At 54.6% G+C, this 12,309-nt stretch carries 9 protein-coding genes; all 9 read right to left on the minus strand.

Annotated elements, in window-relative coordinates:
* Positions 1 to 169 precede the first annotated feature (169 nt).
* The 9 genes from MKZ24_RS01190 to purS all read right to left on the minus strand — a co-directional run bounded on the left by MKZ24_RS01190 (position 170) and on the right by purS (position 12,283).
* On the minus strand, positions 170 to 1,531 hold the full coding sequence (locus MKZ24_RS01190) for an SEC-C metal-binding domain-containing protein (protein ID WP_340781068.1): 1,362 nt from the start codon (positions 1,529 to 1,531) through the stop codon (positions 170 to 172).
* Positions 1,532 to 1,862: 331 nt separating this feature from the next.
* Positions 1,863 to 3,128, minus strand: a complete 1,266-nt coding sequence (purD, locus tag MKZ24_RS01195) for a phosphoribosylamine--glycine ligase (protein ID WP_340781069.1) — start codon at positions 3,126 to 3,128, stop codon at positions 1,863 to 1,865.
* Positions 3,129 to 3,151: 23 nt separating this feature from the next.
* The gene (purH, locus tag MKZ24_RS01200) at positions 3,152 to 4,699 is read right to left on the minus strand and encodes a bifunctional phosphoribosylaminoimidazolecarboxamide formyltransferase/IMP cyclohydrolase (RefSeq protein ID WP_042232438.1); all 1,548 of its coding nucleotides are present in this window, start codon (positions 4,697 to 4,699) and stop codon (positions 3,152 to 3,154) included.
* A gap of 473 nt (positions 4,700 to 5,172) precedes the next feature.
* Positions 5,173 to 5,790, minus strand: a complete 618-nt coding sequence (gene purN, locus MKZ24_RS01205; protein WP_340781070.1) for a phosphoribosylglycinamide formyltransferase — start codon at positions 5,788 to 5,790, stop codon at positions 5,173 to 5,175.
* Positions 5,790 to 6,830 carry a phosphoribosylformylglycinamidine cyclo-ligase gene (gene purM / locus MKZ24_RS01210; protein WP_340781071.1) on the minus strand — a complete coding sequence of 347 codons (1,041 nt, stop codon included), beginning with the start codon at positions 6,828 to 6,830 and terminating at the stop codon, positions 5,790 to 5,792. Before purM ends, purN begins: the two co-directional genes overlap by 1 nt.
* An 807-nt stretch (positions 6,831 to 7,637) precedes the next feature.
* Positions 7,638 to 9,134, minus strand: a complete 1,497-nt coding sequence (gene purF, locus MKZ24_RS01215) for an amidophosphoribosyltransferase (protein WP_042241463.1) — start codon at positions 9,132 to 9,134, stop codon at positions 7,638 to 7,640.
* Positions 9,119 to 11,365: a phosphoribosylformylglycinamidine synthase subunit PurL gene (gene purL / locus MKZ24_RS01220; protein WP_042232432.1), complete on the minus strand. Its 2,247-nt coding sequence runs from the start codon at positions 11,363 to 11,365 to the stop codon at positions 9,119 to 9,121. The genes purF and purL overlap by 16 nt, the downstream gene beginning before the upstream one ends.
* Positions 11,343 to 12,032, minus strand: a complete 690-nt coding sequence (purQ, locus tag MKZ24_RS01225; RefSeq protein ID WP_042232430.1) for a phosphoribosylformylglycinamidine synthase subunit PurQ — start codon at positions 12,030 to 12,032, stop codon at positions 11,343 to 11,345. Before purQ ends, purL begins: the two co-directional genes overlap by 23 nt.
* A 5-nt stretch (positions 12,033 to 12,037) precedes the next feature.
* Positions 12,038 to 12,283, minus strand: coding sequence for a phosphoribosylformylglycinamidine synthase subunit PurS (purS, locus tag MKZ24_RS01230; RefSeq protein ID WP_019913657.1), 246 nt, complete (start codon positions 12,281 to 12,283; stop codon positions 12,038 to 12,040).
* Positions 12,284 to 12,309 lie beyond the last annotated feature (26 nt).

The raw sequence follows: 12,309 nt of genomic DNA on the forward strand, positions 1-12,309 counted from the left end.
TCAGGTATTTTCAGAAAAACACAGCATTAAACAAACATTTTCATTTAAAAATAGGCTTCTTTTACTATTTTTATCGGATAATGTAGGTCGGAGGGTTAATCCATGTCAGGTTATCTACAAAAAAAATACAGCCCCGGAGGACTGTGTTGGATATTCCCGTGTATACGTTCTATTGTTTCAGCATCCATTTGAGCAGATCCGGCATGCTTGCCCACAAACGCGAATGCATAATGACATATTCAATGGCTTCATTGGAATCGCCCATTCCGACAAAATCCGGGAGATTATGCGGCAGCCGCTTCACACCCAGCAGATAATCAGGCACATGCTTGTTCACTCCGCGCGCTACACGGTACAACATTTTGAGCTGCGAGGTAATTCCGTTCTTCTTGAACTCCAGTACAATCCGGTCATAGGCAAAAGCCGCTGCGGCATCGTCTTCCCCGTAGTTCTTGATCACCCGCTCCGCTTCCTTCAACTGGTTGCTGTACAAGTAGACAGCGGCCAAAAGATAGCGGGCGCCGGTATTGTCACCCGGATTAAGCTCGAGAATATGCTCCAGAATCTCCGCTGCTTCCTCTGCCTTTCCGCCGAACCAGCAGGATTCCGCATAGCTTTGGCAGATACGGATATAAGGGCGGGTCTCCGTAAGCCCCCAGAAATACCCTTTGTTCTTGGTAAAATAAAGCTCGCCCAGTTCACGTCTGCCTGCAGCGATTCCCGCTTTGAGGAATTTACGCGCCTCATGCTCATTCTCCGATTCCTCGGCCAGAATAAGATAGGCATCCGGACTGTCCGGATAAATCTCCAGTGCCGTCTCCGCCAGCTGAACACGGCGTTTCGCAGAAGTGGCCTCCACCGCTTTGTACAGAAGGGCTTGCGCCTTCTCCTGGGGAGTGCCCGGACCATTCAGCGCGATCAGCTCATCAGCTTCTCCGCCCATTCCGTGTTCTTCGACATAATTATATATTTCTTTGACTTTACGGGAGATGGTGGCCGCCGTAACTTCGTATTTATCAGCAAGCTCCGTCTGCGACAGCATGAAGCCGTATTCCTCTGACAGCAGATATTCGATAGCCGCGCAGAACGAGCCGGCTTTCTTCACCGCAGGTTTGGTCTGCCGGGAGAAGCCATTCCACAGCACCAGGGCTTCCAGAATCAGTTCGCGGTCGTATTGATTTCTCATGCTCTCAATGAGCTGCAGCGCCAGCTGTTCATGGGCCGGATGCTCCCATTTCAGTTCGCGTGCGACCATCTTTTTCAGCTTGGGCAGTGTAAGCTTACTCTCGGTACGTACAGCGGCCTCCACTGCTGACTGTTCCTGTACGGATTCGCTGAATACAACCTCTTGTGCTGCCGCATCCTCCGTCGTTACCAGCCGCAGTATGGATTCGACTGCTGACGTTTCTTTATCCAAGCAGCACTTCTTATATTTTTTCCCGCTTCCGCATGGGCATAAGTCATTTCTTCCGACCTTACTCAAAACTAATTCCCCCTTAAATCTGTAACTAAACATCCGCATAAACCGCATCGCTGTTATTGTACTTAAGTATCATTTCCCGGCACGGGGTTTTCTATATCTCCTGAAAATCAGCAAGTGGAAACAACTTTTACGTCAATTGAAATTTTAAAAAAGGCCTTTCCATGAAAGGAAAGACCCTTTATCTGTATATATCCGCACATTTTCCCCCGTACGAGTTGTATTATAGCACTTCTCCTACTACTTGTCAGTCCTTTTTTTGGGTCTAATAGCATAAACTAACCCCGCAAAGTGGGGCTTTAGCTTCGATGACTATACGGGTAATTTGCATTGGCCCCAAAGCATAGGCACTCTTATCTGGCTGAAATACAGTGCTTTATCCTCAGATCAGAGCCTTCATAGCGATGTCACTGCGGTTTTGTTTGCCCGGGAATGTAATCTTCGCTGCGCTGGCATATGCGGCTGCACGTGCTTCGGCAATCGTAGGCCCCATGCCTACAACTCCAAGCACCCGGCCGCCGCTGGTTACCCAGCTGCCATCCTCACCGCGCGCGGTTCCCGCATGGAAGACCAGTCCGTCCGTGTCCGCTTCAAGTCCGCTGATCGGCACACCCTTCGGATACGGACCGGGATAACCTTCCGAAGCCAGGACCACGCAGACTGCGGCCTCCTCGCTCCACTCAATCTGGATATCCGCCAGCCTGCCTTCTGTAACAGCCAGAAAGATCTCCAGCAAGTCGCTTTGCAGCCGGGGAAGAACAACCTGCGTCTCGGGATCACCGAAGCGGGCATTGAATTCTATCGTCTTCGGTCTGCCGTCCGGCGAGATCATAAGCCCTGCGAACAGCACGCCGCTGAAGGGGCGCCCCTCAGCCACCATGGCTCTGGCCGTCGGCTCGATGATGGTCTCCACCGCTTCGCGGATAATAGCCTCATCGATATGCGGAAGCGGGGAGTATGTCCCCATACCTCCCGTATTAGGTCCTTTATCGCCGTCGAATACCGGCTTATGGTCCTGTGCAGCTGCCATCGGACGCACTGTTTCGCCATCCACAAAGGCCAGAATCGACATTTCCTGCCCCGCTAGATACTCCTCGATCACGACCTGTGCGCCGGCTTCACCAAAGACCTTGGCCACCATAATATCCTCCAGGGCCGCCTCCGCTTCCTCACGGGAATACGCCACGGTCACCCCTTTGCCTGCGGCCAATCCGTCCGCCTTGATTACAATCGGCAGCTCCTGAGTCCGCAGATAGGCAAGTGCAGTCCCGTAATCGCTGAACTTCTCATACGCCGCTGTCGGAATGCTGTACTTATGCAGCAGATCCTTCATGAAGGTCTTGCTGCCCTCGATTTCCGCCGCATTCTTCCGCGGGCCGAATACAGGAATGTCCTGTGCTTCGAATGCATCGACGATCCCTGCTGCCAGCGGATCATCCGGTCCGATCACGACCAGCCCGATCTCCCGTTCCTTGGCGAACGCGGTCAGCTTATCGAACTCAAATACACCGATCGGCACACATTCCGCAAGCTGCGCAATCCCGGCGTTGCCGGGTGCGCAGTAGATTTTACCGGCCTTGGGGCTGCGGATTAAGCTCCAGATGATCGCATGCTCCCGGCCGCCGCCGCCGACCACTAAAATATCCATAAGTATGTTACCCTCCCAGCGTTCTAGTGTTTGAAGTGGCGAACGCCGGTGAAGACCATGGCAATGCCGTATTCATTAGCAACCTTAATGGATTCCTCGTCCTTAATCGAGCCGCCCGGCTGAATAACTGCCGTAATACCAGCCTTGGCAGCCATCTCAAGGGTATCTCCCATCGGGAAGAAGGCATCTGAAGCCAGCACGGAGCCTTTGGATTTCTCTCCAGCCTGCTCGATCGCAATCTTAGCCGCGCCGACACGGTTCATCTGTCCTGCACCTACGCCTACGGTCATATTATCAGCCGCCAGCACGATCGCGTTCGACTTCACATGCTTAACAACCTTCCAGCTGAAGAGCAGCTGCTTCAGCTCTTCTTCCGTTGGTTTGCGGTCGGTTACGACCTGCAGCTCCTCCGGATTCACGGAATGGACGTCACTTTCCTGCACAACCATTCCCCCTTCAATGGAGGTTACGACAAAGCTGGTTTTGCGGGAAGCCGCCGTGCTGAGGTTGCCCAGCTTGAGCAGGCGGATATTCTTTTTCTTCGTCAGGATTTCCAGCGCTTCATCCGTGAAGCCCGGAGCCAGCACGATCTCAAGGAAAATATCCTTCAGCATATTAGCCGTATCCTCATCAATGATCCGGTTCGCTGCTACAATTCCGCCGAAGATGGAGGTTGGATCAGCATTGTACGCTTTTTGATAAGCCTCATATACACTCGCCCCCACGCCTACGCCGCAAGGATTCATATGCTTAACAGCTACAACAGCCGGTTCTTCGAACTCTTTGACAATCTGGAGCGCGGCATTCGCATCGTTGATGTTGTTGTAGGACAGCTCCTTGCCGTGCAATTGCTCGGCAGCGGTGAGTGTATCCTGCGCAGCCAGCGGCTTGCGGTAGAAGGCAGCCTTCTGATGCGGGTTCTCCCCGTAACGCAGATCCTGGATTTTCTCATAAGTGACCGTATAGCGCTCCGGCAGCGGTTCACCGGTTACATTCGCCAGATAATCGGCAATCAGGGCATCGTAAGCCGCCGTGTGGCGGAAGACTTTGGCCGCAAGACGTTTGCGGGTTGCAAGGGTGGTATCTCCGCTGGCGCGAACCTCCTCAAGCACTGTAGCATAATCAGCCGCATCCACTACCACACTGACAAAAGCATGGTTCTTCGACGCCGAACGCAGCATCGTAGGTCCGCCGATATCGATGTTCTCGATAGCTTCCTCATACGACACATCCGGCTTGGCAATGGTCTCCGCGAACGGATACAGATTCACCACTACAAGGTCGATGTAGTCGAGTCCAAGCTCGTTCATCTGCCGAGTGTGCTCCTCGTTATCACGAACCGCAAGAAGGCCGCTATGTACAGCGGGATGCAGCGTTTTGACACGACCGTCCATAATTTCGGGGAAGCCCGTTACTTCGGAAATACCGATGACCGGAACGCCTTCTTTAGCCAGAAGTGTGCTGGTGCCGCCTGTGGAGATAATTTCTACGCCTAGTGCAGACAACTCGCGGCAAAAATCCACGATGCCCTGTTTGTCGGATACGCTGACCAGCGCTCTTTTGATACTCACTTTGAATAGTCCTCCTCTGGATTCACGCTAGATTAGGTTGTGGCCTATGATCGCAGGATCATTGTCGCCGGTTAGCCCGTGCTTATACTTGAGTTTGTAGTGTTTATATAATAAGTGGATTTACGTCATTTAATTTCGGCTTGTTATCAGCCGGATAAATTAGTTGGATATTGTCCATCTAAATGATGCCATATGCGCCTTAGAGCCTACGAGCGCCAGAATTAGTTGTACTGTATCCAATTACGTTCTACGATCGCTGGTATTCAGACAAATTAATTGGAGTGAATCCAATTGCTATATCGACAGCAACCGGCATCTCAGCAAACCCGTAATTCCGGCAATTTCAAACTGCTCAGTCAGCCCATCCGACATCTTGCAGACTTTGTGCAATATTTCCCGAGAAATATCAGAATCAGCCGCACCTGCCTGAAATACATTTATTCGTGTGTCAGATCCGGCTGGTATGGCTTCTGCTATTGTTCGCTGATTGTCGTTATTCTTCCGTTCAGATCCACTCTGCCGGCTGCCAAAGCTGCCACCACTTCGGGATACAGCCCGTACTCTACCTGGTGGATACGTTCTGCAAGTGAATCGGCTGTGTCTCCCGGCTTCACCTCAACGCTGCGCTGGGCAATAACCGGTCCGGTATCCATGCCTCCGTCGACAAAATGCACCGTCACTCCCGTCAGCTTCACGCCATAATCCAGCGCCTGGCCAATCGCATCCTTACCTGCAAAGGCCGGCAAAAGCGACGGATGGATGTTGATGATCCGTCCGGCGTAAGGCTCAAGCAGCACCGGTGAGATCAGACGCATGTATCCGGCCAACACGATCAGTCCGATGTCCCGGCGCTGAAGCTCCGCAACAATCGCTGCCTCGTACAGCTCGCGGCCCGCGAAGTCCTTCGGCCGCAGCAGGAGGGTGGGAATTTCCGCTTCCTCCGCCCGCTGTGCCACAGGCGCTTCCGGCTTGTCTGAGACCAGCAGCTCTATGCTGCCTCCGCCGAGCTTCCCCTCCTGCTGCGCCTGGACCAGTGCGGCGAAATTGCTGCCCTGCCCCGAAGCAAATACAGCGATCCGGCTCCACTCCATCAGACTTCAACCCCCGTGAAGGTAACCTTGCATTCACCTTCTGTTACAGTGCCGATACGATAAGCTTCTTCCCCGCTGGCCTTCAGCAGCTCGAGCGCGCGCGCTCCGTCCGCTTCAGCTACCACCAGTACAAGGCCGATGCCCATATTGAAAGTGGTAAACATATCGCGGTTGCTTACCTTGCCTTTGCTCTGCATCAAAGCAAAGACTGGCTGAATCGGCCAAGAGCCGTAGTTAATCTCTACATTTACATTCTCAGGCAGTACACGCGGGATATTCTCGATGAACCCGCCTCCGGTAATGTGGGCCATACCTTTAACCGGAAGCTGTTCCAGCAGGGCCAGCAGCGGCTTCACATAGATTTTGGTTGGAGCCAGCAGAACGTCCACGAGTGGAGCGCCGAGTTCAGGCACTACATCGTTCAATCCGTAGCCGCCCTCCTCCAGCAAAAGCTTGCGCACCAGCGAGAATCCGTTGCTGTGAATGCCGCTTGATGCCAGACCAATTACAGTGTCTCCAGCTGCAATGTCTGCTCCCGTTACCAGCTTCGCTTTGTCAGCAACCCCTACGGTAAATCCGGCGATATCATACTCACCGGCCGAGTACATGCCCGGCATCTCCGCAGTCTCTCCGCCAATCAAGGCGCAGCCTGCCTGATGGCAGCCTTCGGCGATTCCGGCAACGATCGCCTCGATCTTCTCCGGCACTACCTTGTCGCAGGCCAGATAGTCGAGGAAGAACAGCGGCTCTGCGCCCTGGACTACGATATCATTTACACACATGGCTACAGCATCGATGCCAATTGTGTCGTGGCGGTCCGCTGCGAACGCGATTTTGAGCTTCGTGCCCACGCCGTCCGTTCCCGATACGAGGACCGGCTCTTCGTATTTGTCCTTATTCAGGCCAAACAATGCGCCGAATCCGCCCAGCTCCGTCATCACTTCAGGACGGTAGGTGCGCTTCACATGCTTCTTCATGCGTTCTACCGCTTCATTGCCAGCCGCAATATCCACTCCGGCGTTTTTATAAGCTTCCGACACTTTTGGACACCTCATTTAAATTAGTTTAGAGCGCGGTTCGGGGCGGCCTGGGTTTGGCCGGATTGGTGGTTATAGTCGTCATTACGAAGAATATTTGGACTTCCGGCCGCTGTTATATTTGGATTTCCTTGATTTGAACCGCTGGCCGCGGTAGAAATCCAAATAGCGTATGCTTCCGAAGCGAGCTTTCCTACGGAAAGCTTTCAGGCGGACGCTACCGCTCCTACAGTTCCAAAATTCCTCTCCATGACTCCAACCACCGGGGTTCAAACCCGTGCCGCAAGCCGAATTACGCGCCTTGCACAGCAGCAATGTTTCGGCGCTGTGGGCGAAGCCCAGCGCCTCCAAGCGCACGGGGCGAAGCCGTGCGATCCCTAAAGCGACAGAACCTCCGATTTTGCGACAGCAAACAGGGCAGGTTCTGGAGCACTTCCCGCACGGGGCGAAGCCGTGCGAACCCTAAGGCGACAGAACCTCCGGATTTGCGTTAGCAAACAGGGCAGGTTCTGGGGCTCTTCCCGCACGGGGCGAAGCCGTGCGATCCCTAAGGCGACAGAACCTCCGGATTTGCGTTAGCAAACAGGGCAGGTTCTGGAGCTAAGGCCCGGCGGGAAGCATGCCGCCAGGGCGCGGAGCGCCGTGAAGCGTGTCCCGGCCGTGCGCAGCACACAGGGACAAAGCGGGCACCCGCACCCACGCCCTCTTAGCAAGTTTAGAGCAAACTCCTTCCACCAAACTTCCGGGTGGCCGGAGGGTAGCGCCCTCCGGGGTCCCCCTTCGCAAGGGGGATTTAGGGGGATGTCCCACCTAACACGAGCATCCGTCCTTCTCTTCCCCACCGAAATCCACCTGCGTGGGGTAATCATTATCGAAGCAGGACAGGCATAATCCGCCTTTGTAATCGTCACTATTATAGCCGCCGATGGACTGGATCAGTCCATCCGGTGAAAGGAACGCAAGCGAATCCGCATTGATCTCCTCGCACATCTCGGCGATTGTCTTATAAGAGGCGATCAGCTCGCGGCGGTCCGGGGTATCGATGCCATAGAAGCAGGGATTCTTGAACGGCGGCGAGGTGATCCGCACGTGAACCTCAGCCGCTCCGGCCTCGCGCAGCAGATTAACAATCCGGCGCGAGGTCGTGCCGCGCACGATGGAATCGTCGATCATGACTACACGCTGGCCTTCCACGACACGTCGCACCGCGCTGAGCTTCATCTTCACGCCCTGCTCACGCAGCTCCTGGCTCGGCTGGATGAAGGTCCGGCCGGTATACTTGTTCTTGATCAGTCCAAGCTCGTACGGGATGCCTGTCTGCTCAGCGTAGCCGATAGCTGCGGAGATACTGGAATCCGGCACGCCGGTTACGATATCTGCGTCCACAAAGGCTTCAAGCGCCATCCGGCTACCCATCCGCTTGCGGGCGGAGTGCAGGTTGGAGCCGTTCAGATCGCTGTCCGGACGGGCGAAATAGATATATTCCATCGCGCACAGTGCTTTGCGTTTAGGTTCCGCGAAGCGGTCCTCGCGGAAACCGTCCTTATCCAGCACGAGCAGCTCACCCGGCTCAATATCACGCACCAGCTGGGCGCCAATGACTTCGAGTGCACAGGATTCGGAAGCGAAGACATACGCCGTACCCAGCCGGCCCATCACTAAGGGACGCAAGCCATGCGGGTCAGAAGCAACAATCAGCTTGTCGTTGGTCATCAGCAGGAAGGCGAAACCACCAACCAGCTGGGCCAGGGCATCCTTCGTGGCTTCGACAAAATCCTTCTGCGAACGCGCGATCAGATGCGCCAGCACCTCGGTGTCGCTGGTGGTCTGGAAGATCGAGCCTCCCTGCTCCAGCTGCTTACGGATTAGAGGTTCATTCACGATATTGCCGTTCGTGGCAATCGCGAGATCACCGTCACGGTATTTGAAGACCAGCGGCTGCGCATTGGTCAGCCGGCTGTCTCCGCTGGTCGAATAACGCACATGCCCGATAGACATGTCCCCGATCAGCGAAGCGATCTTATCTTTGTCGAATACTTCCTTCACCAGGCCCATGCCGCGGTGATAGTTGAAGTCGCGTCCATCCGCCACACAGATGCCCGCGCTTTCTTCTCCCCGGTGTTGCAGGGCGTGCAGGCCGTAATAGGACATGGAAGCGGCTTCCGGGTGTCCGAAGACCCCGAAGACGCCGCATTCTTCTTTTAACGTGTCAAAAATATCTCCCGAGCCCGTTCCTTCGTTGTAAAAGTCGCCGGTCCACAGGATAGGGGCTTCCTGCTTGTTCCCGGTCTTTATTTCATAAGACATGGAATAGCATCCTCCCAAATGGTCTTGAGTTCAGTAACGGCTTCATCCAGTGCTGCCGCTCCGTCCAATGCAATACGCAGGCGGTCTCCGCCAACAGTTCCAATGATTTCGACCGGTACGCCGTAGGCGGCAACCGCTGCTTGTAATTCTTCCGCACGGCTAGGTGCAGAAGTCAGAATAATCCGGGATTGGCTCTCGCTGAACAGCGCCACATCACGGCGCAATCCGCTGGCGGACAGCTCAATATTCGCTCCAATGGTGCCGCTGATGCAGCTCTCTGCCAGTGCTCCGGCCAGGCCGCCTTCGGACAGGTCATGCGCCGAGCGGACAAGCCCGCTGCGGATCGCAGCAAGTACGGCATCCAGCAGTTTGCGTTCCGTTGCCAGATCGAGTTCTGGCGGACGTCCTTCGGTCAGGCCGTGAACAGCATACTGAAATTCACTGCCGCCTAGCTCTGCCTTCGTAACACCAAGCAACAGAATCGAATCGCCTTCCTGCTTGAAGGCCTGAGTGGTAATATGATCGGTATCTTCAACTAATCCCACCATGCCGACAACCGGTGTCGGATAGATAGCTCCTGAAGCATTTTCATTGTAGAGACTGACGTTACCGCCAATTACAGGGGTATCAAGCACACGGCAGGCTTCAGCCATACCGTCTACCGCACGTTCCATCTGCCAGAAGATTTCCGGCTTCTCCGGACTGCCGAAATTCAGGTTGTCCGTAATCGCTAGCGGCTGGGCACCGGAGCAGACAATATTACGTGCGGCTTCGCTGACAGCAATACGCCCGCCCACTTCAGGATCGAGATAGACATAACGTCCGTTACAGTCCGTAGTCATCGCCAGAGCTTTGCGTGTGCCGTGGATCGTTACCACCGCTGCATCGGAACCCGGACGAACGGCCGTGCTGGTCCGCACCATATAATCATATTGGTTGTATACCCATGCTTTGCTGGCTACTGTAGGTGATCCCAGTACGGTGCGCAGGGCTCCGCCCAGATCGGTGACTTCATCATAGCGAAGCGTATCCACCGCAGCATTCTCCTCATAGTAAGCAGGAACTGCCGATGGTTTGTTATAAATCGGACATTCATCGACCAGAGCTGTTACCGGCATGTCGCCGACCACTTCACCGTGATGGAACAGCTTCAGGCGGCCATCGTCAGTAACCTTACCCACTTTGCGGCAAATCACGCCCCAGCGGTCGAAGATTTCCTGCGCCTGAGCTTCATCCTTAGGCTCAACCACGAACAGCATCCGCTCCTGGGATTCCGAGAGCATCATTTCATAAGGGGTCATGCCATCTTCGCGCTGCGGCACCTGATCCAGATACAGCTCCAGACCGTTGCCCGCTTTGCTCGCCATTTCCGCACTGGAGCAGGTAAGACCGGCTGCGCCCATATCCTGAATTCCGAGTACGATCCCGCTGTCGATCAGCTCCAGGCAAGATTCCATAACCAGCTTCTCCATGAATGGATCACCGACCTGTACCGCCGTACGTTTCGCTTCGGACTCTTCACTGAGCTCAACCGAGGCGAAGGTCGCACCGTGAATCCCGTCACGGCCGGTAGGAGGACCCACGTAGAACACAGGGTTGCCTACACCTTTGGCGACACCGCGCTGGATTTTATCATGATCAATCAGTCCTACACACATCGCGTTGACGAGCGGGTTGCCGTCATAGCTGTCATCAAACATAATTTCCCCGCCGACGGTAGGGATGCCGATACAGTTGCCGTAGCCTGCGATCCCGGATACAACATGCTCGAACAGATACTTTACCCGGTCGCTCTCAAGCTTCCCGAAACGCAGGGAATTCAGCAGCGCCACCGGTCTTGCGCCCATGGAGAAAATATCGCGGATAATCCCGCCCACCCCGGTCGCCGCGCCCTGATAAGGCTCAACTGCTGATGGATGGTTGTGGCTTTCGATTTTGAAGACCACCGCCTGGTTGTCTCCGATATCGACGATCCCCGCGCCTTCGCCCGGCCCCATCAGTACCTTCGGTCCACTTGTCGGGAAACGGCCCAGCAGCGGCTTCGAGTTCTTATAGGCACAGTGCTCGGACCACATCACACTGAACACGCCGATCTCCGTATAGTTAGGCTTACGTCCCATGAAGGAGGTAATGAGCTCATATTCGCTGTCCGATACACCGAACTGACTGTAGATTTTCTGCTCCGCGATTTGCTCTGCGGTCGGCTCCTTAGCGGATACTTGCTGCGTCATAACGATCCCTCCATGTTGTAAGAATGGATGTGAACATCCGTTTGCCGTCTTCCGAACCAAGCAGGCTGTTCGCTGCGCGTTCCGGGTGAGGCATCATACCAACCACATTACCCGCCACATTGCTGACTCCGGCAATATCAGCGACTGAACCGTTCGGATTGTCGCTGTATGTGAACACGATCTGGTTATTAGCCTTAAGCTCAGCCAAAGTCTCTTCATCGCAGTAGTAATTGCCTTCACCATGCGCGATCGGAATGACGATCTCTTCATCCTTCGCATAGTCAATAGTAAACGGGGTTGTGTTATTCACGACCTTAAGCACCGTGTCATGACAGCGGAACTTCATCGACATGTTGCGGCGCAGAGCGCCTGGCAAGAGGCCCGCTTCGGTCAGGATTTGGAACCCGTTGCAGATGCCGAGCACGAATTTACCCTGCTCCGCAGCCTTGGCCACTTCAGCCATGACCGGAGCGAACCGGGAAATTGCGCCGCAGCGCAGATAGTCACCATAAGAGAAACCGCCCGGCACGAGAATGCAGTCATAAGCCGACAGATCCGTCGCCGTATGCCACACATAATCTACTGGTTCACCGAGGCTGTCTTCTACTGCTTTGTAGCAGTCAATGTCGCAATTGGAGCCTGGAAAGACAAGTACAGCAAATTTCATGACTTTTAGTCCTCCAATTCGTAGCGGTAATCCTCGATCACCGTGTTGGCCAGCAGCTTCTCGCACATTTCCTTGAGGCGTCCTTCCGCTTCTGCGCGGTTATCGGTATCGAGGGTCAGCTCCATATACTTGCCGATGCGCAGACTTTCAACTTCCTGGAAACCTACAGAATGCAGCGCCCCTTGCACGGCTACACCTTGGGGATCGAGCACGCTTTTTTTGATGGTGACGTAGACTGTCGCTTTTAACATACGCTTGTAGTTCCTCCTAAAATTTA

The organism is Paenibacillus sp. FSL R7-0297 (assembly GCF_038009025.1).
Taxonomy (GTDB): Bacteria; Bacillota; Bacilli; order Paenibacillales; family Paenibacillaceae; genus Paenibacillus_AQ.

Excerpts from the sequence above, each read along its gene's own strand:
- MKZ24_RS01190 (WP_340781068.1), bottom strand. The coding sequence starts at position 1,531 with ATGCGGTTTATGCGGATGTTTAGTTACAGATTTAAGGGGGAATTAGTT.
- purD (WP_340781069.1), bottom strand. The coding sequence starts at position 3,128 with ATGGATATTTTAGTGGTCGGCGGCGGCGGCCGGGAGCATGCGATCATC.
- purN (WP_340781070.1), bottom strand. The coding sequence starts at position 5,790 with ATGGAGTGGAGCCGGATCGCTGTATTTGCTTCGGGGCAGGGCAGCAAT.
- purF (WP_042241463.1), bottom strand. The coding sequence starts at position 9,134 with ATGTCTTATGAAATAAAGACCGGGAACAAGCAGGAAGCCCCTATCCTG.
- purL (WP_042232432.1), bottom strand. The coding sequence starts at position 11,365 with ATGACGCAGCAAGTATCCGCTAAGGAGCCGACCGCAGAGCAAATCGCG.
- purQ (WP_042232430.1), bottom strand. The coding sequence starts at position 12,032 with ATGAAATTTGCTGTACTTGTCTTTCCAGGCTCCAATTGCGACATTGAC.
- purS (WP_019913657.1), bottom strand. The coding sequence starts at position 12,283 with ATGTTAAAAGCGACAGTCTACGTCACCATCAAAAAAAGCGTGCTCGAT.